22 protein-coding genes and 2 pseudogenes are annotated in these 24755 nt (G+C 61.4%); 17 read left to right on the top strand and 7 right to left on the bottom strand.

All coding sequences use genetic code 11. The features are described from left to right. From M3461_03675 to M3461_03660, 4 genes and pseudogenes are all read left to right on the top strand, one after another. A pseudogene (locus M3461_03675) lies at positions 1–127 on the top strand (transposase). Between the two features lie 137 nt (positions 128–264). After that, entirely contained in the window at positions 265–1482 is a 1218-nt protein-coding gene (locus tag M3461_03670; GenBank protein ID MDQ3773524.1) for a site-specific integrase, read from the top strand. A gap of 6 nt (positions 1483–1488) precedes the next feature. After that, positions 1489–2469 carry a tyrosine-type recombinase/integrase gene (locus M3461_03665; GenBank protein MDQ3773523.1) on the top strand — a complete coding sequence of 327 codons (981 nt, stop codon included), beginning with the start codon at positions 1489–1491 and terminating at the stop codon, positions 2467–2469. Further along, positions 2466–3497, top strand: coding sequence for a site-specific integrase (locus M3461_03660; GenBank protein MDQ3773522.1), 1032 nt, complete (start codon positions 2466–2468; stop codon positions 3495–3497). The genes M3461_03665 and M3461_03660 overlap by 4 nt, the downstream gene beginning before the upstream one ends. Before the next feature lie 264 nt (positions 3498–3761). Here M3461_03660 and M3461_03655 read toward each other — a convergent pair whose 3' ends face one another. Beyond that, positions 3762–4076: a transposase gene (locus M3461_03655; GenBank protein MDQ3773521.1), complete on the bottom strand. Its 315-nt coding sequence runs from the start codon at positions 4074–4076 to the stop codon at positions 3762–3764. A gap of 155 nt (positions 4077–4231) precedes the next feature. Here M3461_03655 and moxJ point away from each other — a divergent pair, with 155 nt between their 5' ends. The 13 genes from moxJ (at position 4232) to M3461_03590 (ending at position 17285) form a co-directional block, all read left to right on the top strand. Further along, positions 4232–5167, top strand: a complete 936-nt coding sequence (gene moxJ, locus M3461_03650; protein ID MDQ3773520.1) for a methanol oxidation system protein MoxJ — start codon at positions 4232–4234, stop codon at positions 5165–5167. Between the two features lie 17 nt (positions 5168–5184). Beyond that, a complete protein-coding gene (gene moxG / locus M3461_03645) occupies positions 5185–5715 on the top strand; it encodes a cytochrome c(L), periplasmic (GenBank protein MDQ3773519.1) in 531 nt (176 codons plus the stop codon). Between the two features lie 53 nt (positions 5716–5768). After that, the gene (locus M3461_03640; protein ID MDQ3773518.1) at positions 5769–6029 is read left to right on the top strand and encodes a methanol dehydrogenase [cytochrome c] subunit; all 261 of its coding nucleotides are present in this window, start codon (positions 5769–5771) and stop codon (positions 6027–6029) included. A 78-nt stretch (positions 6030–6107) separates the two neighbouring features. Then, positions 6108–7127, top strand: coding sequence for a MoxR family ATPase (locus tag M3461_03635; GenBank protein ID MDQ3773517.1), 1020 nt, complete (start codon positions 6108–6110; stop codon positions 7125–7127). 10 nt (positions 7128–7137) lie between these two features. Continuing rightward, positions 7138–8010 (top strand): hypothetical protein, encoded by an 873-nt coding sequence (locus M3461_03630; protein MDQ3773516.1) that lies wholly within the window; start codon positions 7138–7140, stop codon positions 8008–8010. A gap of 21 nt (positions 8011–8031) precedes the next feature. Next, positions 8032–8973: a nonribosomal peptide synthetase MxaA gene (locus tag M3461_03625; GenBank protein ID MDQ3773515.1), complete on the top strand. Its 942-nt coding sequence runs from the start codon at positions 8032–8034 to the stop codon at positions 8971–8973. Continuing rightward, entirely contained in the window at positions 8970–9956 is a 987-nt protein-coding gene (locus M3461_03620; protein MDQ3773514.1) for a VWA domain-containing protein, read from the top strand. The genes M3461_03625 and M3461_03620 overlap by 4 nt, the downstream gene beginning before the upstream one ends. Continuing rightward, the gene (locus tag M3461_03615; protein MDQ3773513.1) at positions 9947–10510 is read left to right on the top strand and encodes an MxaK protein; all 564 of its coding nucleotides are present in this window, start codon (positions 9947–9949) and stop codon (positions 10508–10510) included. Before M3461_03620 ends, M3461_03615 begins: the two co-directional genes overlap by 10 nt. Before the next feature lie 131 nt (positions 10511–10641). Further along, positions 10642–11559, top strand: coding sequence for a VWA domain-containing protein (locus tag M3461_03610; protein ID MDQ3773512.1), 918 nt, complete (start codon positions 10642–10644; stop codon positions 11557–11559). 234 nt (positions 11560–11793) lie between these two features. Then, on the top strand, positions 11794–12432 hold the full coding sequence (locus M3461_03605; protein MDQ3773511.1) for a hypothetical protein: 639 nt from the start codon (positions 11794–11796) through the stop codon (positions 12430–12432). Further along, complete coding sequence (locus M3461_03600) at positions 12429–12959, top strand: cytochrome b/b6 domain-containing protein (GenBank protein ID MDQ3773510.1); 531 nt, start codon at positions 12429–12431, stop codon at positions 12957–12959. The genes M3461_03605 and M3461_03600 overlap by 4 nt, the downstream gene beginning before the upstream one ends. Positions 12960–13520: 561 nt before the next feature. Then, positions 13521–15824: a TonB-dependent receptor gene (locus M3461_03595; protein ID MDQ3773509.1), complete on the top strand. Its 2304-nt coding sequence runs from the start codon at positions 13521–13523 to the stop codon at positions 15822–15824. Between the two features lie 84 nt (positions 15825–15908). Further along, on the top strand, positions 15909–17285 hold the full coding sequence (locus M3461_03590; protein MDQ3773508.1) for a histidine kinase: 1377 nt from the start codon (positions 15909–15911) through the stop codon (positions 17283–17285). A 571-nt stretch (positions 17286–17856) separates the two neighbouring features. On the opposite strand, the gene M3461_03585 is transcribed toward M3461_03590, so the two are convergent. From M3461_03585 to M3461_03560, 6 genes and pseudogenes are all read right to left on the bottom strand, one after another. Then, the gene (locus tag M3461_03585) at positions 17857–17997 is read right to left on the bottom strand and encodes a hypothetical protein (GenBank protein MDQ3773507.1); all 141 of its coding nucleotides are present in this window, start codon (positions 17995–17997) and stop codon (positions 17857–17859) included. 32 nt (positions 17998–18029) lie between these two features. Then, positions 18030–18242, bottom strand: a pseudogene (locus M3461_03580) (PepSY domain-containing protein). Between the two features lie 227 nt (positions 18243–18469). Beyond that, the gene (locus M3461_03575) at positions 18470–19564 is read right to left on the bottom strand and encodes a PepSY domain-containing protein (protein MDQ3773506.1); all 1095 of its coding nucleotides are present in this window, start codon (positions 19562–19564) and stop codon (positions 18470–18472) included. A gap of 65 nt (positions 19565–19629) precedes the next feature. After that, positions 19630–21783: a TonB-dependent siderophore receptor gene (locus tag M3461_03570; GenBank protein MDQ3773505.1), complete on the bottom strand. Its 2154-nt coding sequence runs from the start codon at positions 21781–21783 to the stop codon at positions 19630–19632. Between the two features lie 207 nt (positions 21784–21990). Next, positions 21991–22569 (bottom strand): TIGR03118 family protein, encoded by a 579-nt coding sequence (locus tag M3461_03565; protein MDQ3773504.1) that lies wholly within the window; start codon positions 22567–22569, stop codon positions 21991–21993. A gap of 8 nt (positions 22570–22577) precedes the next feature. Next, on the bottom strand, positions 22578–24674 hold the full coding sequence (locus M3461_03560) for a TonB-dependent siderophore receptor (protein MDQ3773503.1): 2097 nt from the start codon (positions 24672–24674) through the stop codon (positions 22578–22580). Between the last annotated feature and the right edge of the window lie 81 nt (positions 24675–24755).

The following is a 24755-nucleotide window of genomic DNA, read 5'->3' as shown; positions in this document are numbered from 1 at the left end:
GACCCCGGAAGGTTTTCCGCTCGCCTATGAGGTCATGCCCGGGAATACCTTGGACAAGACCACCTTGGGTGACTTTCTGAAGAGCATCGAGCAGCAATACGGAAAGGCCCGGCGCACCTGGGTGATGCTATGTTGAGTACTCAGTTATGTGGAGTGATAGTGGTTACTCGATTGCACAAACCGGAGTTCCAAGGCGTTTGCTTCACATAACTGATCGGTCCGGCGTAACGTATTACCTCCGTATCTACCGGTTCGGAGGTCATCATGCTTCGCCAACTTTTCCCCCGCGGTTACCCGCTTTATGAACAATCTCGATTTGCTCAGGACCTTGAAGACTTCGATTCTTGGCTTGAGGCCATGGGTTACGGCCGCGGGTGCATCCGCGGTCATCTGTTTCGGCTCAAGCGCTCGCTTGAACGGATAGCACGCGCAAAGCCTGGCTCGGCGTACACTGTTGCCCAACTGGACAGGGGATTTGGCGCAGACTGCACGGCTCGGAAACGCACGGCGCTGTATCGGGCCACGCAGCGTGCCTACCAACGCTTCCTATTGTCCCAAGGACGACTAACGTCCCCGGCTGTCGACGAGCCGTTCACGCAACTTTGTCGGGAGTACCGACAACACCTCATCGAGCTACGCGGGCTGGCAAGCGAGACGGTCCAGCATCATGACAGGACCGTCACCGACTTTCTGCACCGTGCGCTACCGTCAGGCCAGGATCTCGGCTCTCTGACCCATGCGCACGTCGAGCGCTATCTGGCGCTCGCCAGCAAGGGGATCAGCCGCCAGCGCCTGCAACATATAGTCGCGCATCTGCGTGCTTTTCTGCACTACTGTTACGACCGCAACAGGATCAGGCTACCGCTCCATGTGATCGATACGCCGCGCGCCTATCACGATGAGCTGCCGCCGCGGGCGCTCGACTGGTCGCTCGTCCAGGCGCTGCTCCGCTCGATCGATCGGTCAAGCAAGTCGGGTTGGCGCGATTACGCCCTCCTGCATCTGCTGGCGCATTACGGACTGCGACCCTGCGAGGTGGTGTGTTTGCGCGTCGATTCCATTGACTGGGCCATGAGGACCCTCAAGGCCGAGCAGTGCAAGACCCGGTCTACGCTGGTGTTACCGCTCGCCGAGCAGACAGTGTCGGTCCTGCGCCGTTATCTGGCTCAGGGACGATCCCGTAGCAGTCACCCGGAGCTGTTCCTGCGTGCCCGCTGTCCGGCCGGGCCCCTGACACGCTACGCCGTGACCGATGTCTTCGACAAGCGCGCCGAACAGAGCGGCCTGCCGATCGACGGTTATTCGGCGTACAGCCTGCGCCATGCCTTTGCGATGCGACTCCTCACACGCGGTGTCGGCGTCAAAGTCATCGGAGATCTGCTCGGGCATCGCAGCCTCGCCAGCACCTGCCTGTACCTGCGTCTCGATACCAACATGTTGCGCGATGTCGCATTGCCGGTACCCAGGCCGGTCCAGGGATAGGGGGCGATGATGCGTACCATAAGCCCTTTAGCCCGCTTGGATACAACGCTTGCCGCTTATCTCGCGCACCGCCGCTCACTCGGCCGAGACTGTGAGCAGGAAGAGTGGGTGTTGCGCAGGCTGCGCCGATTTCTGGTCGAAAGGCACGCCGTCGACCTCGATCAGCGGGCCTTCGATGACTGGCGCGGCACATTTGGCCACCTCCACCCCAACTCTCGCTATACGTATGAGAGCGTCGTGCACAACTTCTGTCGCTACCGACGCCGCTCGGAACCGGACTGTTTCCTGCCCGACCCAGCCGGCTTCGCGCGGCCAATCCCCCATGCGCTGCCGAGCCTCATCGAACCTCACCAGATCGCCCGAATGTTGGAACTCGCCTCGGCCTTGCGGCCGGCTCAAAGCTCACCGCTCCGACCCGCAGTCATGCGCGTGGCACTCGTGCTGCTCTACACGACAGGACTGCGTCTTGGGGAACTGCTACGGCTGACCTTGGACGACATCGATCCACAGGCAGGCGTGCTACATATCAGAGAATCGAAGTTCCATAAGTCGCGATGGGTCCCCGTGTCGCCATCTGCTTGCGCGGAGCTGCGCTGCTATCTGCGGATCCGCCGGGAGCATCGAGTGGATGCGCGCCCCAGCGCGCCGCTCCTGTGTAGTCGACGTCATGGGTGGCGTCCGTACAGCCCAAACGGATTGTACCAAGCCCTACACGCGCTGTTCGATGCCGCCGGTGTGCACGACAGCGAGGGTCGCTGCCCGCGTGTCCATGATATCCGTCATAGCTTCGCAGTCCAGGCGCTTTTACACTGGTACCAGCAAGAAGGCGACGTGCAGGCGAACCTACCCAAGCTCGCGCTTTACATGGGACACGTATCGATTATCTCGACCGCCTATTACCTACGCTGGATGCCGGCCGTGGTGGCGTGTGCCAGTGAGCGCTTCGAGCGCAGCTTCGGACGGTTGGTTCAAGGAGGTCAGCCATGAAGGCCGTACCACCGACGGAACTTGGCCAGGGGATCCTACGGTTCTTCGAGGACTATCTGCCGGCGCAGCGCGGAATGAGTCCGCACACCATCCACAGCTACCGCGACGCCTTGGTCTTACTACTGCAGTTCGTGGCGCATGATGCAAACCGACGGGTCGAGGAGCTGCAAGTCGCTGATCTCAATGCTGAGCGCGTCGCAAAGTTCTTGGCGTTCCTCGAGACCGATCGGCACAACGGCATCGCGACCCGCAATGCACGCCTCGGTGCGATCCACGCCTTTGCGCGTTTCCTCGCGGCCCAACGGCCCGAGTACCTGGGTTACCTCCAACGCGTGCTCGCGGTCCCGTTCCGACGCGGCGCAGGCGAGGCACCGATCGAGTACTTGGAGAGCGCCGAGATCGACGTACTGCTCAAGAGCATCGACCAGTCACGGCCAGCCGGCCAGCGCGACTACGCGCTCTTTGCCCTGATGTTCAACACCGGGGCCCGCGTTCAAGAGGTGCTGAACCTACGGCGCCGCGACATACGGCTCGACCCCCCATGCCAAGTTCGGCTGCAAGGTAAGGGTAACAAGGTGCGACTGTGCCCGATTTGGCCCGCCACCGCCCGGCTGCTGCGCGAGCTGATCAAGACGGCACGGCCATCGACCACCGACCCCGCCGATGCGCCGCTTTTCACCAATGTGCGCGGTCAGCCGCTCACTCGATTCGGCGTTTGGTATCTCCTACGCAAGCACATCGCCGCCGCCGGCCAGCAGGTCGCTACGCTTCGCGACAAACGCATCCATCCGCATTCGGTGCGCCACAGCACGGCGATCCATCTGCTCAAAGCCGGGGTCGATTTTGCGACGATCAGCCATTGGCTCGGCCACGCGAGCCTCAACACCACCATGCGCTACGCGCGAGCCGACCTCGATCTCAAACGCCAAGCACTTGCCCAGGTTTTCCCAGAGACTCTCGGGCCACCGCGTGCCGGTCGCCTGCTCATCAACGGCGCTGATCTGATAGGTCGGTTGCGTCGAATGTAGGTAAGTTATGTAGAGTACATCCACCGTGATCCCCCGGACAAACCTGTGTCGTGGACCACCAACTCCACATAACTGAGTACTCAACATAGCATCACAGATGTCGAGCTCGACATCTGTGATGGACCGAGGCATTCCCACCGAAGAGACCTCAGCCGAATGCGCACGGCCGAGACGCCCATTCATTATCTGGTGGGTACGCCCAGGGGGCGTCTGAGCAAGCTGGAAAAAGCGTTCCTCACGCTCCCCTGGGAGCAAGTCCGTGACTCAGTGGAAGTCAAACTGATCGAACAAGCGGGAGAACTTTATATCCTGTCGAGAAGCGGCTTTTGACAAGATCTCGCGCTCGATCCTGAGCTGGCGGTTCTCCCGCCGCAGACGACCCAGCTCCTGGCGTTCGGCCGTGGTCAGGCCATCGGCACGCCGGCCTTCATCTCGGGCCGCCTGTGCCACCCAGTTGCGGATCGCCTGCGCCGTCGGCTCAAACTCCCGCGCCAGCTCTTCCGGGTTGCGGCCTGACCGGACCAACTCGACCATCTGTCGCCGGAACTCCGGCGGATATGCACTTCTTCGTTTCGACATCGTGGACCCCTCCTTCCCAAAAGATGAAGTGTCCACGAAACGGGGTCAACTCCAATTGACGCTTTGCCCATTTAACGCGTCTTAAGCACAGGCAATCTAAGCGAGTCGTTCCCGATAGGGGGGATCGGTAACGACGCCCGGATCCTCGGATGGGTATGACGATGGAAACCTTCATGGAAACGACTCGGCTCATCGGCTCCGTCATGCTTGGCGCGTTGGCGGCGGGTGTCGCTGCAGCAGATCAGACACCGACCGCCGCGGGCCCGATACGGATCTGCGCCGCCCGAAACGATCTGCCTTATTCGGACGCAGGCAGGCATGGGTTTGAGAACAAGATCGCTCAAGTCGTTGCAGCCGAAATGCGGCGGCCCTTGGAATTTGTCTGGACAGAAAAGGATGCGATCTACTTGGTGCGCGACTATCTCGATCGAGGATTATGCGATGTGGTGATGGGTCTCGACACCGGCGATCCCCGGGTCCTGACCACAAGGCCCTACTACCGCTCCGGTTATGTGTTCATTTATCGGCAGGATCGAGGGTTAAATGTGCAGGATTGGAACAGTCCAGACCTGCGGAAGCTGCACCGATTCGCCATCATCCCTGGTACGCCGGCCGAGACGATGCTCAAGAGCATCGGGAAGTTCGAGGGGAATTTCCACTACATGCATTCGCTCGTCGAGTTCAAGTCGCGCCGGAACCAGTATGTCCGATTCGATCCGGAGCGGCTGGTGCGGGAGGTGGAGGACGGCAAGGCCGAGATTGCGGTCCTGTGGGGACCGGTGGCTGCAAGATATGTCAAGCAATCCACGGTGCCCCTGAAGATAGCGCTCATTCCCGATCACAGCGTCCGGGCGGATGGGGAGAAGGTGGGGCACCATTACGACCAGTCCTTCGGGGTGCGCAAGGACGATGTCACCTTGCTCCGGCAACTCGATCAAGTCCTCGAGAGCGCGGCCACGGAGATAACCGCGATCCTGAAGGCCGAGGGCATGCCGCTCTTGCCGCTTAGGGCAGCCGTGAATGCGGCTAGGATGGCCCATCCAATCCGGATGGGAGAGCCTTTGACTACAACAACCAGACAAGATCAATAACAAACCGCTCAAGCACGATGACGAAACCTTTCGTATCGAATCCGACTCGCGCCACGGTGCTTTGTTTGGTTATCAACGCCTCGCTACCGAGCTACGCCGTAGAGGAGTTTCGGCACACCATCACCGGCGAGCTGCTCGATTTGTCCTTGGCCAAAGGAGCGGATACCGAGGCCGTGAAGCAATTCAAGGAGACTGGAAAGAACCCCTACAACGCTGATCCGGAAGCTATCAAGAAGGGCGGAGACCTTTATCTCAGCGCCTGTTCCGGCTGCCACGGGCACAATGCGGAAGGGAAACTCGCGCCGGGTCTGGCGGATGACTACTGGACTTATCCCAAGAACGCCACCGACAAAGGACTGTTTGAGACCCTCTACGAGGGCGCCCAGGGCATGATGGGTCCACAGCGAGGAAACCTTAGCATCGATGAGATGCTGCTCATCATGAGCTGGATGCGCAGCGTCTACCAGGGTGATCCGGAGAAGGCCGAATGGCTCACGCCGGAAGAGCGGAAGGACTTCAAACCCGCAACGCACGACACAGCAAAATAAACAGGAGATCCATGGTGAAAGCGAAAACCTTGTTCACTCGTTCTACCTGGCTCATCACCGCTAGCCTCACTGTCGGGCTAGCGGTTGGCGTTCAGGCTTACGACGGCACCAAATGCCAAACGGCCGGTGATTGCTGGGAGCCCAAACCCGGCTATCCCGAGAAGGTGGCCGGCACGAAGTACGATCCGAAACACGATGGCGATGAGCTCAACAAGCAATCGGAGTCCATCAAGGCGATGGAAGCACGCAACGCCAAGCGCGTCGAGCATCTCAAGAAGACCGGCAAGTTTGAATACGATATGAGCAAGCTTTGATCTGGCGAGAAGGGATCCCGAGAAAGCCCCGGCTTTGAGGCCGGGGTCTTTTATTCCGGGCCTTCGTAGAGACAGTGGATGAGCCCGGACAGTGTGTTGAGCGATTGGCGCGCCCGCGCGCTTCTCTTCGAGGGCACCTTGAAAGGGGCCATCATCGGCCAAGGTCACGTCATCCGGCTCATCACGGTGGCGGTGTTCGCACGCGGCCATGTGTTGCTTGAAGGCGATGTGGGGGTGGGCAAGACCACCTTACTGCGGGCCGTGGCGCGCGGACTGGGGGGCGCGTACGAGCGTATGGAAGGTACGATCGACCTCATGCCCAGCGATTTGGTGTATTACACCTATATCAACGAACAGGGCAGGCCCTGTGTGGACCCGGGCCCTCTGGTCAAACACGGCGAGGCGCTTTCGATCTTCTTCTTCAATGAGATCAACCGGGCCCGCCCGCAGGTACACTCGCTGCTGCTCAGGGTCATGGCGGAACGCAACGTGGCGGCCTTTAACCGGGTCTATCATTTTCCGCATCTGCAGGTGTTCGCGGATCGCAACCGCGTGGAAAAGGAGGAAACCTTCGAGCTTCCGGCAGCCGCCCGCGATCGGTTTCTGATGGAGATCGCGATGGAGCTACCTGAGGGCAAGGAGATCCGGCGGGCGCTGATGTTCGATCCGCGTTTTCACGATGTCGACAAGCTCCTTGATGAGGTGGACCATGGCGTATTGCCTTATAGCGAGCTCGACGAATTTGCCGCGACGCTTCAGGGCGAGGTCCGCGCGAGCAGCGCGTTGCAGGACTATGCCCTGCACCTCTGGCAGGCCACGCGTTGCCCGAAGGATTACGCCATTGCCATCGATGGCATCGACATGGACCACCTGGTGCAAGCAGGGGCCAGCCCCCGCGGCATGAGCATGCTGGTGCGCGCTGCGCGGGTAAACGCCTGGCTCAACGATCGCGCAATGGTGGTGCCGGAGGACCTGCAAAGCGTCTATTTCGAGGCCATCGCCCACCGGGTTTTTTTCAGCCCCGTCCATGAGCTCCGGCGCGGACCGCTGGTGCGCGAGCTGCTGGATAAGGTCCTTCACACCGTCGCCGCACCTTAGCATAAAAAAGATGGACGGATACGCCGCGCCATTGCAAGAAAGCCGCATCCAGGAATTTCACTACCGCTTCGCCCGGCGTTCTCAAGCCGTCCATCCCGGCTATCACGAGGGCGTGCAGTCAGGCCAAGGACAGGACTTTCGCGCATACGAGCCGTTGTTTAGACATCGCGATGCGCGGAGGCTGGATCTACGCGTGACCCTCAGAGACCCTTTTGGGATGCCCCATGTGCGGGTCTTCAATCAGCGCAGCACAGCCCCTGTGTATACCGTTGCCGATCTCTCGGGCTCGATGGGATCCGTGGGGGATAAAGGGAAGCTTCAACTGCTGGCAGAGTTTACCGCAGCGGCGGTACTGTCAGCCTATCGTAGTGGCGACCCGTTTGGCTTTATCGGCTGCGATGCTGCCGTGCGGTGTGATCTCCTGCTGCCCGCTGCCCATCGAGCCGGTGCCGCCTGGGACCTGGCCGATCGGCTGTCCAAGCTGCAGATTCGGGCGGCTGACGCGGCGGGTCTACGAGAGGCGAGCCGGTATTTGTCGGTGCGGCGGTCCCTGGTGTTCCTCGTATCCGATTTTCATCTGCCGTTCGCGCTCATAGACGATGTGCTGGTCTCGATGTCCCGGCACGCTGTGGTGCCGATCGTGGTATGGGAGTCCGCGGAATACCGGCAACTGCCGGCCGTGGGCCTCGCCCAGGCGCGGGACAGGGAGACGGGCGCGACCCGGACATTGTTGTTCCGGCCGCAGTTGCACGAACGGTTCCAAGCCGCGTTCGCTGAGCGTAGGCGCGATCTCACCCGGCTCTTCATGGCCCGCGGGTGTGCGCCATTGTTTCTCATCGATCGCTTCGAGGCAAACAAGTTGACGGAGTATTTCCTGCAATAGTGATGGGCACGGGCTCGAGCAATGAGAATCGGTGCTCGTGACCTGTGCTGGCAGGCCACTTTGTCGATAGCTTGTATTTTTACAGCCTGTTTCCCCTCGCTTGCTCCCGGTGCCCAATCGCCCATTGAGCGCTTCGATTTCCTAACCCCAAGGCCGTTCGGATACCTCATCGGGGATGTCATTCGGCACGAGATCCAACTGGACGTGAAGAAACCCTATGCATTGCAGAAGGGCTCGATCCCGACCGCGGGAAACCTCGATTACTGGCTGGAGCTCCGCAACGTGGCGGTGGAGGAAATAGAGCAACAGGCGGCCAATCGCTACCGGATCCTGCTTACCTATCAGATCTTCTATGCCCCTGTCGGGATGAAAGCGCTTTCCATCCCTGCCTTCCGGCTCGTCCTGAGCGGCCCTGATCAACTCGATGTGCCGATACCCGCCTGGGAGTTTACGATGTCGCCTTTGCGGGAGCTTGCCGTCCGCACCGAAGGCGGCCGGGAATACGTGCGCCCCGACGCCAGACCGCAACCGATAGACGCGCGCGGCCATGGGATCCGGTTGATCCTGTTTGCGGCTGCTGCAGCCGCGACCCTGCTCTACACCCTGTGGCGCTACGGGCAGTGGCCGGGCCGGCGGCGCAAACCCTTTGCCCGTGCGGGTCGGGAGCTTCGGCGCTTGCGTCGGGGGGCTATGGACCTCACCGCGTACAAGCAAGCTTTACAGGCGATCCACCGAGCCTTCAACGAGACCGCCGGCGCCCCGATGTTTCCAGGAGACCTACAGAAATTCATACAACAACGCCCTGCGTTTCTTCCGCTAATGCAGGAGATCGAAGCATTCTTTGAGCGTTCCCGGCATCTCTTTTTCTCTGAAGGCCTCGGCGAGGGGATGGAGGGTGATGCTTGGCGGGCCTTGGAGCGATTCTGCCGGCGCTGTCGCGAATGCGAGCAGGCCAGCCGGTGACTCTAGCACTGGCGCATCCGTGGGTGCTTGCGCTCTTGCCCCTTGCGTTCCTGCCGTTCTTTTTCTCTTCATTCCGGAGCCAGCCGTATCCTTGGGTGGAAGTGATCCCGCGGGATGTGATCTCTACCGCTATCGATTACACGCTTCGAGTGATCGCCGCGCTGGCTATCGCCTCGCTGATCCTAGGGATCGCGGGTCTGCACCGGGTCGAACAGACCGTGCAGCGGATCGGCCGGGGCGCGCACACGGTGCTGCTCTTGGACCGCAGCTCCAGCATGGACCATAGCTTTGCCGGCCATCCTCCGAGCGGCGAAGAGGAATCCAAGGCCCAGGCCGCGCGCCGCCTGCTCCTGGAGTTCGTCGCACGGCGGAAGAGCGATCTGATCGGGGTAGCCTCCTTTAGCACCTCGGCGATGTTCGTGCTGCCGCTCTCGGAGCACCGAGAGGCCATCGAGGCGGCGATCCGGGCCATGGATACGCCGGGGCTTGGCCTTACCAATATTGCTAAGGGGCTCGCCATGGCGCTGTCCTTTTTCCAGGGCCGACCCTATACTGGTTCCCGAGTGATCGTCCTGGTTTCAGACGGCGCCACCGAGGTCGACCATCGCAGCCGGGCGGATCTTCGCAAGTGGTTCAAGGAGCTCGGCGTAGGCCTGTATTGGATATACTTGCGCACCGCCAATAGCCCCGGGATCTTCGAGGCGCGCGAGCGCCCGCCCGGCGATACGGCGGACGGCCTGCCGGAACGTCATCTCCATGCGTTTCTTAGCAGCCTTGAGACTCCTTACTCTCCCTACGAAGCGGAAAATCCTCAGGCCTTGGAGCGCGCCATCGCGGACCTCGACGCCCTCGAGAACCTGCCATTGCGCTACTCCGAGCACATCCTCCGGGGTGAGCTCTCGGGATGGTGTTACGGGCTTGCGCTCTGCGCGATTGCGGCGCTCTTGGGCGCCAAGCTCGCGGAGGTCCGCGCATGGCGATGAGGCGCTACCGAATGCGCCGTGGCAGCTTGCTGATCCTGCTGCTAGGGCTCTGCCTCGGGGTGCTCATCGAGAGCATCGCCCTGACCCGGGCCGGCGCGCACAACCGAACCATCGAGCGGCTCCTGGCAGGCGAGGATATCCCCATTACGGGGGATGCACCGCCCGAAGTCATGTTTGCGCGGGCTCACTGGCTTATGCAGAAGAACCGCGGCGATGAGGCGATAGACTTGTTCAACCGCCTGGAAGGCAAAGGAGATCCCGAGTTCCGCGCGCGCCTGCGTTACAACCTTGGCAATCTCTATCTCACCCGAGCGATAGCGCTCACCGAGCAGTCCGAATACGAGCGCGCCTTTACCCTCACCGCGCTCGCCAAGGACCTCTATCGCGAGGCCTTGCGACTCGATAGCTGGGATTGGGACGCGAAATACAACCTCGAGGTCGCCATGCGGCTGGTGCCGGACCTGCCGCAAGCGGAGACTGACGAGCCCGATCAACAACGACGCCAACAAGGGCTATGGTCTTCCATCCCAGGCTTTCCCAGGGGCCTGCCGTGAACAAGGGCGATATCCGATTCTGGTGCCTTTTCGCGGCATTCGGTGTCCTTATCCTTGTCTTTGCGTTCCCAAGGGTCCAGGCTGAACGGTCGGTCTTCTCTTATGTTTTCATCGTCGATATCACGCGTAGCATGAACACCGTGGACTACGAATCAAACGGAGGCCACGTCAGCCGCCTAGAGCTCGTGAAAAGCGCGCTGCGCGAGGGGTTGCGGCGACTGCCCTGCGGATCGCGCATCGGGCTCGGCCTTTTTACCGAGCGCGAGTCCGCCATTCTATTCCAGCCAGTCGAGGTGTGCGGCAACTATAGCGCGATCGACGGGGCTATTGCGCGCATCGACTGGCGCATGGCCTGGGCCGCCGATAGCAACATCGCCCAAGGCCTCTACAACACCATCAAGCTCCTCAAGGGCTTCAATACCCATTTGGTCTTCATGACCGATGGCCATGAAGCGCCGCCGATCAATTCGCGCTACCAACCCGATTTCAAAGAGCTCACGGGGGAGGTCGAGGGCGCTAGGATCCTGGCGACAATGCAGCCTGCCTCAGAGCCGCGGTTTGACGAGAGGCCGGGCGTGGTCAAGGGGTTGATCGTGGGGGTGGGGGCGTATACCCTAACGCCAATCCCTAAATTCAATGAAGAGGGCGAGCAGATAGGCTTCTACAGCGCCGATGACGTGCCCCATGCCTCCCGATTCGGTTTGCCGATCGAGGACCCCGGCAATAGTAGGGGCTATGACCCCCGCAACGCCCCGTTTGGCAGCGAAGCCGCGGTCGGAAACGAGCATCTCTCGTCGGTGCGCGAAAGCTATCTCAAGGGGCTCGGTGCCCAGACGGGCCTTGTCTATCACCACCTGGAGAGCTCGAGCGCCCTGAGTGCCGCGCTCCAGGCCGACACGTTCGCGGAGCGCATCCTGGTCGCGGCTGATGTCCGTTGGATCCCGGCGCTCGTCGCGCTGCTTATCCTGGTATTCCTGTATGGCATGGTACCGCGGATGGCGAGATGGCTCGGAGACGGACACCTACCGACAAGAGGTCACACACTATGAATAGAAGACTCTGCGTCCTGGGAGTATCTGCTACGGGAAGTCCTCCCACACCGGTGGCACCAGGCGGTGATAGAGGGCCAGGATCAGCTCGTCCCGCTCATGGTCAGTGACCGAGATCAGGGATCTCATACATGACTTGAACTATGCACTACATGCCGCTGAAATCCAAGAGAAATACAAGATAGGTCGAATAGATTACACCACTTCATCCGTTCCGTTGACCCGCGTGGCTGATTGAACCGTTGCGAAAGCAAAAGGTCAAACCGGTGTCGCTCGGGTTTCCGATTTCGGGAAAACTTCCAACTCAATAAGACAGGAGCGCTTATCAAAACCTCTTCATTCAACACTCTGGAAGGCCCCGTCTGGGCAGCCTGGGTCGGAACCATCGCGGTCGTCCTCGGTTTCTATCTCGCATCGAGCTATGGTGTCGAAGCGTCCAAACACTACACGCTCTATGCGCAATCGGCGGATGAGTTCGCGACTCTATGGAAATGTCCCGAAGGAGAGTTGGAAGAAGAGAACGTGTCCCTGCAAACGTGCGAAGGAATGGCCGAGCGCGTCGCCGCATTCATCGAGGCCAGACCCGACTGGTTCCGCAGCTTTCAAATCTTCGTGGGAATGACCGGGGCGATACTCGCGATGGTCTCGATTTTCGTCGCGATGGGATTGATTGACTGGCGGCCGTGGGCGCCTTCGGCTTTCGTCGCGGTGACCGGAGCGCTCGCAGCGCTCGATCTCGCCGTTTTCGTTGCCACCGCGAATTCACATCCGATCCTGCGCGACGAATATCTGTGGAACTCTCTATTGTGGTTTTTGATTCATAGTGGGCTCATGGTCGCCGCGCTCGCCGGAATGAAGGAGGGCGCTGCATGAAAACACAAGGCTACAGTTTTGGCGCGGTGATTTTGCACTGGTTGTTGGCGGTCTCGATTCTGTTTCTATTCGCCAAGAGCTGGTGGATGATGTCGCTGCCGTGGGGAGAGGCGGTGCGCGGGTTTCCATTTCAGTTGCACAAAAACATCGGCCTGACGCTCATTCTGGTCGTGGGTCTCTTGCTCTACATTCGCTGGAAGCGCAGTCCGGGAAAACTACCGCAGACGATGTCGGGGTGGATGAAAATGGCGGCAATGGCCGATCATATTCTGGTCTACGTGTTGATTCTCGCCGTCTGCGTGAGCGGTTATCTCTCGTCGTCGTACAGCGGTTGGGGCACGACCTTGTGGTGGCTCATCGAGCTTCCCAACTGGGGTTACGAAAACGACGAGCTTAACGAGTTTTATTCCGACATCCATATCTATACGTGCTGGGCGCTCCTGGCGGTGCTCGCGGCGCACATCAGCGGGGCTTTGTATCACGCCTTCCGGCGCGATGGTGTGGTGCGGCGGATGCTGCACCTCTAATCCCTCCTTGCGGCGCAATCTCGTCATCGCAAGATTGCTTCGTCGCGAGACCGCCACGCTGCGCTCACGGGTAGCGGGTCATCCTCGCAATGACGTCTCACATTCGGTTAGTTTTGGAGGCGAACCGTTTTTTCTTACATCGACATCGCCTTTGCGGTACTACTTGCCTCCCCCGTTGACCGACGACCCGGCACCGAATGGCGTCCATCCCGCCCGACAAGCCGCGGCACGACCGCTCCCGGTCCGCAGCGTACTGGGGGACAACCTGCTACGGGAAGTTTTCCCACAGGGGCGTGGGATATGTACCCGGATCGCATGTGGAGTTATCACACGCGAATTGCTGATGAGGGACTCCATTGAAAAGAGGCTTTTTCTTGTAAACTGCGCGGCACAGGGCCAGACGCGAAACGCCGCGAACAACAATGGCCTTCTAACCATCGACCAGCGGAGCAGCAACGGCACTGTCGATGATGATATTCGCTTCGCTCATCCCGGCCCACCGCGTTCCTGGAAAGTAACACGATGGGTCGAAGCGTCGTTTCAAGGGATCCACGTGCATCGATGCCTGCGGCCTGTCTGGTGTCGATCCTGACCCTAGTCCTGGGTTCCTCCCCCGGTATGGCGGAGGAGGGCGATGGGGAGGGCGAGGTCACGCGCAGTCCCGCAGGCGCGATCGAGCTGCCAACCATCGAGGTGATCGCGACCACGCCCCTGCCGGCGCTCGGCACGCCGATCGATAAGGTCCCGGCCAACGTACAGTCGCTGACCGCCGACGACGTCGAGGAACAGAACCCACTCGATCTTTCCCAGATGCTGTTCGAGAACATCGGCAGCGTGAACATCAACGCGGCCCAGAACAACCCCTTCCAGAACGATCTGGAATACCGCGGGTTCCTGGCCTCGCCGCTGGTCGGTAGCGCCATCGGCCTGTCGCTCTACATGGATGGCGTGCGCATCAACGAAGGCTTCGGCGACACCGTCAACTGGGACCTGATCCCGCAGTCGGCCATCTCCAGCCTGGACCTCATCCCGGGCTCGAATCCGCTGTTCGGCTTGAATACCCTGGGCGGGGCCATCGCGCTACGCACCAAGAGCGGTTTCGCCTACCAGGGTACGGAGGTCGAAGCGAGCGGTGGCTCGTTCGGGCGCTGGGCGGTAGAGGCCGAGCACGGCGGTTACCACGGCGGCTTCGACTGGTACCTCACCTTCAATGCACTCGATGAAGACGGCTGGCGCGACGAGTCCCCGAGCGAAATCCGGCAACTGTTCGGGAAGATCGGCTGGGAGGACGAACAAACCGATCTCGATCTCAGCTATATCTTCGCGGACAACACCCTGACGGGCAACGGCTTCGCCCCCGAAAGCCTGCTCGCCCTGGATCGTAATGCCGTGCACACCTTTCCCGACGATACCGACAACCACATGAATTTCCTGAATCTCAGGGCCAGTCACGCCTTCACCGATGCCTTGCTGCTGGCAGGCAATGCCTACTACCGAGAATACCAACGCGATACCTTGAACGGCGATGCCGAGGTCCAGTGCGTCGATGAGGACGATAGCGAGATAGCGCTGGCGCTCGGCTTATGCGAGGGATCGGCCGCGCCCTTCGGCGGCGTCGGGGATCTGGAGTTCGAAGTCGAAGGCGAGGATCGCACCACGGAGACCGACACCGACGGCTACGGCGGGACCGTGCAGTTGAGCCACCAAGCGACGTTCTTCGAGCGCGCGAACAGCGCCACGTTCGGTTTTGCCTACGACGGGAACGATACGGACTTCACCCAGGACGAGGCCGAGGCGGAGTTGTTTCAGCAGGGCCTGGCCCGCGGTACCCGGCGCATCGGCGATCTGGAGAGCGAGGTCGACGTCGCCACCCGGCAGGACAACTGGGGCCTTTATCTCACCGATACCTTCGATGTCACGGAGGCGCTGGCACTCACCTTCTCGGGGCGCTACCAGATCACCGAGGTCGAGATCCGCGATCAGACCGGCGATCCGGAAAACGCCGATCTCGACGGCGATCACTACTTCGATCGCTTCAACCCGGCCGGGGGTGTCACCTATTCGATCTTCGAGGACCTGAACCTCTTCGGCGGCTATAGCGAGAGCTTCCGGGCTCCCACACCCGCGGAGCTGACCTGCGCGGATGAGGACGACCCGTGTAACCTGCCGAACGCCTTCGTGGCCGATCCGCCACTCGATCCCGTGATCGGCAGGACCTGGGAGATCGGGGCGCGCGGGCACCTGCCGCTCGGCGAGGACCTGCGCTGGCGGGTGGCATTCTATCGCACGACGCTCGAAGACGACCTCATCTTCGCCGTGACCGAAACGGGCGGCGCGGGGTTTTTCACGAATATCGACGAGACGCGCCGCCAGGGCGTGGAGCTCGGTCTGAACGGGCAGTGGGAGTCCGTGCGTTGGTCCGTCAATTACGGGTTCGTGGACGCGACCTATGAATCCGCCGAAACCCTGGCGAGCGTGGTCGAGCCCGACGGCATCCAGGTGCAGGAAGGCGACCGCATCCCCGGGATCCCGGAGCACAACCTCAAGATCGGGGCCGACTGGGCCATCCTCCCGAAGTGGTCGGTGGGCGGCACGCTCCTCTACGCCTCCGACCAGTTCCTGCGCGGTGATGACAGTAACGAGCTGGACACGGTGGATGATTACGCGATCGTGAACCTGCGCACGCGCTTTCATCCCTGGGAGCACGTCGAGGTTTGGGCGCGCATCGACAACCTGTTTGACAGCGACTACGAGACCGCCGGGACCCGCAACTTCAACGCCTTCGCCGATCCGATCGCCGAGGAGCGTTTCCTGGCACCCGGCGCGCCCCGCGCCGGGTGGGTAGGCGTGAAGCTCAGGTTCTAGGGCGCTCTGAAAGTGGCCGAGGGTTGTCGTAGCGGGCCCTGATCCTTACCATCGGGCCTCCGGTGTAGACCTCGAGGCTTTCAGGTGTCCCTCAAGATCCGACTCGTCCTCATCTTGAGCGCGGTGCTCTCGATCGGCATCGCCCTCGGCGCCGCTGTGCTGTGGCTGCACGCACGTGCGGCGATGCGCTCAGAGATGGACACCACGCTGCGCTCGGCCGAACGCCTGATCTCGGCGGTGCGGTCGCAACCAGGGCTCACCAGTCTCCGCCCCGAGGACTTGGCGGAGTCATTGGATCGGCTCAGGCATGTCCGGGTGATTCGACCGGAAGCAGGCCCGCTCCCGCCGGAGAACACGGATGTGGCCGGGGTGCCCCGATGGTTTTCGCGCCTCTTCGCCCCAGGCACAGAGGGCTTCGAACCGATTAATCTCACGGTCGGCAGTGCACATGAGCAGGTGATCCTGCAAGCCGATCCCAGCGACGAGATCCGCGAGGTGTGGCAGGACGTCCGGGTGCTCATGGTGATTGCCGCGGCGTTGTTCCTGTGCGTCGGCGGTCTCGTCTATCTCGGCCTTGCGCGCGGTCTCCGACCGCTCGCGGAGCTGGAAGCGGCGTTCGATCGCTTGGAATCCCAAGATTTGGAAACCCGTGTACCGGAAGCTGCGGTGCCGGAGCTCGCTCGCATCCATAAGCGGTTCAATCGTATGGCTGCCGTGTTGTGCGCGACCCGCGATCGCGAACGCACGCTTGCGAGCCATCTGATCGATGTCCAGGAGGCCGAACGGCGGGGGCTCGCGCGGGAGTTGCACGACGACCTGGCGCCCTTGTTGTTCACCGCCTCCGTTTACCTCACGACCATCCAGAATCACCTGGAAACCCGGCAGTACGGCGGCATCCAGGACTCGCTCGCGGCGATCGAGCATACCGTCGCCGAGCTTCAGGGGCGGATACGGGCGATGCTCCGGCGCCTGCGCCCCCAGGGCCTGGATGCGCTGGGCCTCGATCAGGCGCTACGCGATCTGGTCGAGACCTGGCGATCCCGTCAGGGCCATACGGATTGGACGATCGAGACGTCCGGGCTGCGGGATGACCTCGACGATACCTTGCGCGTCACGATCTACCGGATCGTCCAGGAATGCCTGACCAACGTGGCCCGCCATGCCGGCGCCCGCCACGCTTCGGTGCGGGTCACAGTCGCGCTGGTCAACCCGGCCACCGTGGCTCCGAACCGGATCGTCGAGATCCAGGTCGAGGACGACGGCAAAGGGATGGTTCCCGAGGTCTCCTTCGGTCTGGGCCTCACCGGAATCGAGGAGCGGGTCCAGGCCCTCGGCGGCGCCCTGACACTCACGAAGCGCCACCCGCAAGGCCTTTGCGTGCGGGCCTGGATGCCGCTCCAACCGGGTCGGTCCGATTCGACATCCGAACACAGCCGCCTTGCGACATCTCCTCGGCCTTGAGTGCTCCTCGGCATCAGTTTGGAGAACCGCCTCCGTGTACAAACGGGCTTTTTCCACAAAAGACACGGTACGGCTGTAAGGTCCATGGGCCAGGACCGCGAGTCACCACGCCCGGGACGAAGCGCGCGGGCACTCTGGTGCGGGGAAAAGCGTCGTTCCGGCCTGCGACGGCCACCCAGTGCGCCATCAGCGCGTTCTTGAGCGCCGTGAACGCCCCCTGGCGGTCCCCGATCTGCTTCAGCGCGGCGCCCAGGTTGTGCCAGCCGTCGGCGAATCGCGCATCGACCCGAAGGCTTCGCTAAAACACTGGACCGCATCCTTGAGCTTGCCGTCCATTGCGTACACGCGGCCAGGGTCGGACCAGGAGCGCGGGTCGCTGGGTTGCGAGTGCGCAGGCGCGGCTGCCGTTCTGCACCGCCACCTGGAAATGGCCTTGAGCGGCCTGCGACTGGGCCAGGTGGCGTGTGCATCCGCATCGCCCGGTGTGGCGCGCACGCGCTCGCGACAAAGAGCGAGCGCCCCCCGGCAGATCTCCGGTATCGAGCACGGATTGCAAGTCGGCACGCCCCGGTTAGCCCTTTCTGGATCCGCACCACGCGCACACCACGACGGGAGCTGCAAGTGCGATCCAGGAGACGACGTCGCCGAGGCCGTCGGAAACCAGCGCTGCGATGAGGCCAAGAGCGCTGGCGGTGCCCAGCAGGATCGGCATGCCCCACACTTCGATTCTGCTGCGCAACGCGCTCACGCGGAGCGATGCTGTTCAGAGCCGAGGTCAGGCGACGCTTCGCCTACGGTCTGCTGCGCAAGCAGGCGCACCTCGAAAGGTACGTTGCGTTTCGCGAGCGACAGCCCGCTGGCGCGCATGAAGATGGCGATGGGATCGAACAGCGCCCAAAGTATCTTCAGCGGTAGGCCGCCGTAGTCGCCGAAGTGCAGCGGCTGGGAGATCGAGAGCGCGCCGCGAAGGCTACGCCCACGAATGCCGCACGCCGCGCCGCGGCAATCGGCGTGTGCGTCGATGGCAACTTGGTCACGCGTCCTCCCGGAGTCATATATCAGTCGATCGACCCGTCTGGCTGGCTATGCGAGCGGGAGGCTTTGTTGGCTAGCTAAAATGATCCAATTACTTGGTCAGTATCAATTTACAATTTACCACTGTTGGTTTTTCTGAGGGTGTAGACCTAGTCTTCGTGATGGAGGGACGGCGCGCCGGCGGTTTCTTCAACCTGCGCCGGTCGCAGGCGCGCCTCGAACGAGGTCTCGCGTTTTTTGAGCCACAGATACACCCCGCTGCCGAGCACCACGATGGCGATGATATCCAGCAAGCCCCAGATGATCTTTAGCGGCAGGCCGCCGTAATCGCCAAAGTGCAGAGGCTGTGAGACCAGCAGCGCGTTGACGTACCAGGGCAATTCGCGTTTTTCGATGACCTCTCCCGATCGCGCATCGATCAGCACGGGCTTGAGCAGTTTAGACGTCAAGGGCGTCGCGCCTTGCATGAAGGCGACAAAGTGATGAGGGCTGGCAAAATCGTTACCCGGAAACGCCATGAAGCTGAGTTCCATCCGCGGTTCCGCCGCACGCGCGGCAGCGACAGCCTGTTTCGCCGAGCCTCCCTCCGCAAGGGCCGGTTTTTCGCGATACGCCGCGGTCATATCGGCAAGCTCGGTTGACTGCCAATGAGCAAAGATTGGGATCGCCAAAGTATTGATGACGCCCGTGATCGCAACGACCAATACCCAGACCAGCGTCGTGATGCCGAGCAGATTGTGCAGGTCGAGCCACTTCAGCGTCGCCGACCGATGACGTCGCACGGTGCCGAAGCGTAGCTTGCGCATGAAGGGGCCATAGACCACTGCTCCCGAAATCAGCGCGACCGCCAACAGTACACCCATGAATCCGAGAAACAGTGTGCCCGGCAGACCTGCAAACATATCGACGTGCAGCCTCAGCAGGAAATTCATGACGCCCTGGTTAAGCGGGTACTCATGCAGAAATTCGCCGGTACGCGCGTCGTAGCTGTAGAAGGCCGATGGTTCCGGTGCAGCCGCTGTCTCGCCCATCCTCACAAACCAAACATCCGGTTCGTCGGGATCCCGCACGACAAACTGCACGGCATCGTCAATTTTTCGCGCTTTGGCGTCGGCGAGGATGCTGTCCAAACTCGCGCGCTGCGTCGTCGCCGGCATCGCTGGCGGCTCGACGCCATAGCCCAGCGCATGGTCTATCTCGTGATAAAAAATCAACGGCAGCCCCGTCAGGCACAACAGCAGCATGAACGCGGTGCAAATCAGGCTCGTCCATTTGTGGACGAGATACCATCGGTTCATTGATGCTGGGCTCACCACCTGTACCCGATGCTGGCCGTCACGGTGCGCGTCTGGCCAAAGGTGCAGAAACCTACTCCGCGGACGAAACACGTGGCGACGTGTTCCTTGTCGAAGACATTCTTTGCGTTTACGGCGAATCGAAATTTGTTCCAGTCGTAGTGAATTGCCGCATCAGCTAGTGTCTCCGGGGGGGCTTCGATCGTATTGAGGTTGTCGCCGAAGTTGGACCCTAGATAACGCACGCCGAAACCGAGTCCCAACCCGTTGAGAGAGCCGCGTTGGATCGTGTAATTCGCCCAAAGCGAGCCCGTATGCTCGGCCGTCTGCATCGGCCGCTGACCCACCTCCGCGGGGTTGCTGCTTTCCGTGATCTCTATATCCAGATAGGCGTAGCTGGCGATCAGATCCAGGCCGAAGTCGAAGCTCGCGACGCCTTCCAGCTCGATGCCGCGGGAACGAACTTCGCCTGTTTGAACCTGGAGAAAGGTCGCCGGATCGAACTGGATGAAGTTCTCCCGCGTGAGCTCAAAAAGCGCGAGAGTTACAAAGCTGTTGGCTCCGGGCGGCTGATATTTGACGCCGACTTCGTATTGCCGCCCGGTCTCAGGCTCGAATGGCCGGCCGGACGCATCGGTGCCGGCAGCGGGCAGGAAGGATTCCGAATAGCTCGCGTAAGGCGCCAATCCGTTGTCGAACAGATAGAGCAAGCCGGCGCGGCCGGTGAGTTCGTTGTCGCCCTGGTCGGTGGTCGTGTTCACGAGGTTATCTTCTGTTTCGGTTTCCGCCCAGTCGTAGCGCCCGCCGAGTAACACGACAAACTTTTCGTAAAACTTGATCTGGTCCTGAACATATAACCCGATCTGCTGCTGATCCGTATCGCTATCGTTAAACACCGGGGGTGTCGGGACGGGCGCTCCATAGACCGGATCGAAGACATCAATGGACGGGGCGGCGCCGAAGGCTTGCAAAACGCTGGTCTCGATATTCTGATAGTCCAGACCCAAGAGCAGAGTGTGGGACGCGGACCCGGTCGCCCATTCAAGCTGGGCTTGAGTGTCAATGGCGAACCCATCGAGCTCGCCAACGCCATCGAACAGGGATCGGTTGAGGGTGCGCTGGTCGCCATCGAGGCCGCTGCTGAACACGGCAACGTTGTCGAGGTCGTTCGAGTAATAGCGCGCGTTTTGACGGAAGGTCCAGGCATCGCTGGCCTGGTGCTCAAACAGATACGCAGCCGAAAAATCCTCTCTGTCGTACCGGTCGACATCAGGTTCGCCGGTGAAACGGCGTGTTGGAATGCTGCCATTGGGATTGTCGAAAAGAGTTCCCGCAGCCGGTAATGCCTGCGAGGAAAGCGTTTCATCTCGCTTGTATTCACCGAGCAGCGTCAGCGTGGTGGCGCCGCTTGGACGCCAGGTGAACGAAGGAGCAACGAAAACGCGGTCGTCCTCGATGAAATCAACCTGCGTATCGCTGTCGCGGGCGAGCCCGGTCAGCCGGCCAAGGAAGGTGCCATCCCTGGTGATGGGACCGCTTAGATCGAAAGCGCCCTGCAGGCGATTGAAGTTTCCCGTCTCGAACTCGACTTCGGCGAAAGGTTTTGCCGCCGGCCGCTTGCTGACAAAGTTGACGAGACCGCCGGGGCTACCTTGCCCGTATAGAACGGAAGCCGGGCCGCGCGGCACTTCAATTCGTTCCGCACCATAGGGTTCCAGGCTAAAAGAGCCGGCAAATCCCGGATTGCGCAGTTGTAAGCCGTCTCGGTAGAGGCCCGTGGTGGTCGCGTCAAATCCACGGATGTTGAAGAACGTGAAACGAGGCTCGAAGCCGAACGGCTCTGCTTGTATGCCCGGGGTGTAACGCAAGGCTTCGGAGAGGCTGTCGGCGTCCTGCGCTTCCAGCCGATCGCTGGTGATCACCGAAATCGACTGCGGCGTCTCGATCAGCGGGCTGTCGGTCTTGGTGGCGGTGGTGCTTTGCGTTGCCACATAACCGATCTCATTCGAGGGATCCGCCGTGACGGTGATCACCGGAAGGACGACGGGTTGTTCATCCCCACCAGCCACGGGTTTGTCCTGCTGCACATCGGCCGCCCGTGGCGCAGCACCAAGAAGCATCGACAGTATAAGGACAATTGGCGGGAGTAGTTTGACAGTATTTGGCATAGCCAGACCTCTCTTATGCATTGGTATTGGCTGGCTAACCCGAAGGAGTGGCTGGCTGGTTTGTCAAGAAATTTGCTGCAGACCTCCCCGCGCTGATTCACCCTCATGGTCGCTCCGGCTCGGTCATCGCCGGCGAATGCCGGCCCCGTGGTGCCGGAAAGAATGGTGTCGTCCCGCCAGCGACGGCCATCGCGATACCCCCTCCCCTCACTCCTTCACGAAGTGCAGGCTGCCGAAAAGGCCATCGGCCTCGCCGTTCGGCTCGGCGGTGAAGTATAGGTAATCCGCACGCCCGAGGCTCGCGCCGTTGCCGAAGGCGAGGCCCCAGAGGCCATCGATCTGGAGGGCCTGCCGATCGCGGTCGCGTAAATATCCCCTCTGCCGTCCGCTCTTCAAGCCGAAGGCCACCAGGGTGCCGTCGCCGAAGTTGCCGACGATGAGGCGCTTGGAGAACGGGCCGAACCCCTCGGGGGCCACGACCAACCCCCAGGGAGCGTTGAGCCTCCGGCTCGCGTGCAGCGTATGCAGGTGCCGGCCGTCGAGATCGAACTCGGCAATGTACCCGAGCCCCGGCCCCTGCTCCTCCTCGACCGGATCGTCGGTGGTCCTGGCGTAGGCGACGAAGAGACCCTGCCTCGCAGCCCCGTCGATCTCGTATTCCAGGAACTGGATATTGAAGGGCGCGAAATCCTCGGGCACGTCGGCGGGTAGCTCGAAGGCGCCGTTCAGGATCGGCTGAAAGGCGCTTATAACCGGTGAACCCCAAGAGCGCATTGAGGCGTTCATGGCTCGCCTCAATACTCAATCTGCAGCGACCCGAGAAAGGTCCGCGGCGCGCCGGGGTGTATTTCGCTACTACTTACTACATTCTTGAAATACTCCTTATCCAGGAGGTTCTCGACGTTGAGCCGCGCCGTGAGCCAGGTCGGCCCCAGCTTCCACGTGTAGGCCGCCGAGAGGTCCACCCGCGCATAACCGGGCACCTCGAAGCTGTTGTCGGAGTCGGTACGCTCGCTCGCTGCGAAGACACCCGCCCCCAGGCTCAGGCCCTTCCAGGGGCCGCCCAGGAACCGGTAGCGCATCCACAAGCTACCGCTGTACTCCGGCACGTCGTGGAGCCTGAAGCCTTCGCGGCCGCCGGTGTCCTGGGTGATCTCGGTATCGGTGTAGGCGTAGGAGGCGATGATGCTCCACCCCGGCGTGATCTGGCCGGCGAGATCGAGCTCGATGCCCTGGCTCCGCGCCTCCCCGGTCTGGACGGAGAAGTTGTTCGGGTCCACCGGGTCCGGGGTCAGGATGTTTTGCTTCGTGAGATGGTAGAAGGCGAGCGTGGCCGAGAGCGTGCCCTCCAGCCACTCGGTCTTGAGGCCAGCCTCGTACTGCTGGCCGGTCTCGGGCTCGAAAGCCTCACCGGTGCGGGAGCGGGCGGAGTTCGCGCCGCCGAAGGACTCGACATAGCTTCCGTAGAGCGCCAGCCACGGCAGGGGCTGATAGACCAGCCCCACACGCGGGCTGAAGGCTTCGTCCTCGATTCTATCGGTTGGATTCGTGTCGGATTGCGACTCCGTTGTCGCCCAGTCGTAGCGCCCGCCGCCCAGGAGGTGCAGGTTGTCCAGGAGATCGATTTGATCCTGGAAGTACACGCCGTAATATTCGGTGCTTTGCGTGAATGGGGTAAGAGGTACCGAGAGGCGGGGCGCGCCGTAGACCGGGGTGAAGATGTCAATGGGATCGAAGCTCGTGAATACAAACGGCCCATCAAACTCGTCAAGGTAATAGTCGGCCCCGAGCAGTAGGGTATGTTTGACCCCCCCGGTGCGAAAATGCCCGATTATATCCAGTACAGTGTTGTAATTCTGAATATCGTCTATCTCCTCAAAAAAGGTGCGTTCAACGCTGCGATTGTCAGGGAGCAGGGTACCGGTCCCTGCGACCGCCAGATAATGTGCATCGAATTGCTGGGTCGAGAAACGCAGGTTCGCCGTCCAGTCCGGGTTGAGGTCATGGGTGAGGAGAAAGAAGGCCTGGAGATCGTCGACATCGTCGTTGTCGAACGGCTCGCCGAGGTAGCGGCTGAAGGGGATGGGCGCAATGCGGGGAGGGTCGCCGATGGCAACAAGACCCGTATCCCTGCGACGATCGGAGTGCTGATATTGCAAGTTGAGGGTGATGTGGGTACGGTCACTCAGGTTCCAGGTCAAGACCGGCGCCACGAAGACAGTTTCAGCCCCGACGAAATCCCGGAACGAGCCGCTGTCGAGATATTCGAAGTTGACCCGATAGAGGAGCGACTGGTCTTCGGTCAGCGGGCCGGCGGCGTCCAGGGTTGTACGGTAGAGATCGAAGGAGCCGAACTGCTGCTGTAGGGAATAATAAGGTGTCGCCAAGGGTTGCTTGGACACCTGATTGATGAGGCCGCCCGGCTCCATGCGGCCGTAGAGCACCGAGGCCGGGCCTTTGAGCACCTCCACCCGCTCGAGATGGGCCGTACTCTGGATATAGTTGCCAAAGAAGCGACCCCTGAACCCGTCCCGATAGACGTTGCGGAATGCTTCGAATCCGCGAATTCTGGGGGTATCGAAGACGCTGCCGCCGGTGGCAAACGGGACCACACCACTCACGGTCTCCAGGGCATCCTGAAGAAGAATCACCTGCCGGTCGTCCATGAGCTCGCGCGGCACCACCTGGATGGACACTGGTAGGTCGAAGATCGGTGTGTCGGTCTTGGTGGCGGTGGTGGCGGTGTCAGTCCTGTAGCCGGTGTCCGTCGCGGTGCTGCCCGTCACGGTAATCTCGGGCAGGATCACCGGCTCCTCGCTCCGCGCCAAAGGTGCTGCGAGTAGTACCCCAAGCGCGGCGCCGATATTGGTGATATTTTTCGAGTGGTTCACGGATAGCCTCCCTCGTGGTTGTGGGTTCACATACTGGCTGGCTGTCCGCGGCTCTGCGGAATGGCTGGCTGCGCTGCGATG

The sequence above is a fragment of the Pseudomonadota bacterium genome, assembly GCA_030860485.1.
Classification (GTDB): domain Bacteria; phylum Pseudomonadota; class Gammaproteobacteria; order JACCXJ01; family JACCXJ01; genus JACCXJ01.
The sequence above is the reverse complement of the archived record's forward strand: the minus strand, read 5'-3'. Positions and strand labels throughout refer to the sequence as shown.

Coding starts and splice junctions, on each gene's coding strand:
- M3461_03670 (MDQ3773524.1), top strand. CDS start 265: ATGCTTCGCCAACTTTTCCCCCGCGGTTACCCGCTTTATGAACAATCT.
- M3461_03665 (MDQ3773523.1), top strand. CDS start 1,489: ATGATGCGTACCATAAGCCCTTTAGCCCGCTTGGATACAACGCTTGCC.
- M3461_03660 (MDQ3773522.1), top strand. CDS start 2,466: ATGAAGGCCGTACCACCGACGGAACTTGGCCAGGGGATCCTACGGTTC.
- M3461_03655 (MDQ3773521.1), bottom strand. CDS start 4,076: ATGTCGAAACGAAGAAGTGCATATCCGCCGGAGTTCCGGCGACAGATG.
- moxJ (MDQ3773520.1), top strand. CDS start 4,232: ATGACGATGGAAACCTTCATGGAAACGACTCGGCTCATCGGCTCCGTC.
- moxG (MDQ3773519.1), top strand. CDS start 5,185: ATGACGAAACCTTTCGTATCGAATCCGACTCGCGCCACGGTGCTTTGT.
- M3461_03635 (MDQ3773517.1), top strand. CDS start 6,108: ATGAGCCCGGACAGTGTGTTGAGCGATTGGCGCGCCCGCGCGCTTCTC.
- M3461_03630 (MDQ3773516.1), top strand. CDS start 7,138: ATGGACGGATACGCCGCGCCATTGCAAGAAAGCCGCATCCAGGAATTT.
- M3461_03625 (MDQ3773515.1), top strand. CDS start 8,032: ATGAGAATCGGTGCTCGTGACCTGTGCTGGCAGGCCACTTTGTCGATA.
- M3461_03615 (MDQ3773513.1), top strand. CDS start 9,947: ATGGCGATGAGGCGCTACCGAATGCGCCGTGGCAGCTTGCTGATCCTG.
- M3461_03610 (MDQ3773512.1), top strand. CDS start 10,642: ATGAACACCGTGGACTACGAATCAAACGGAGGCCACGTCAGCCGCCTA.
- M3461_03600 (MDQ3773510.1), top strand. CDS start 12,429: ATGAAAACACAAGGCTACAGTTTTGGCGCGGTGATTTTGCACTGGTTG.
- M3461_03595 (MDQ3773509.1), top strand. CDS start 13,521: ATGCCTGCGGCCTGTCTGGTGTCGATCCTGACCCTAGTCCTGGGTTCC.
- M3461_03585 (MDQ3773507.1), bottom strand. CDS start 17,997: ATGCCGATCCTGCTGGGCACCGCCAGCGCTCTTGGCCTCATCGCAGCG.
- M3461_03575 (MDQ3773506.1), bottom strand. CDS start 19,564: ATGCTGCTGTTGTGCCTGACGGGGCTGCCGTTGATTTTTTATCACGAG.
- M3461_03570 (MDQ3773505.1), bottom strand. CDS start 21,783: ATGCCAAATACTGTCAAACTACTCCCGCCAATTGTCCTTATACTGTCG.
- M3461_03565 (MDQ3773504.1), bottom strand. CDS start 22,569: ATGAACGCCTCAATGCGCTCTTGGGGTTCACCGGTTATAAGCGCCTTT.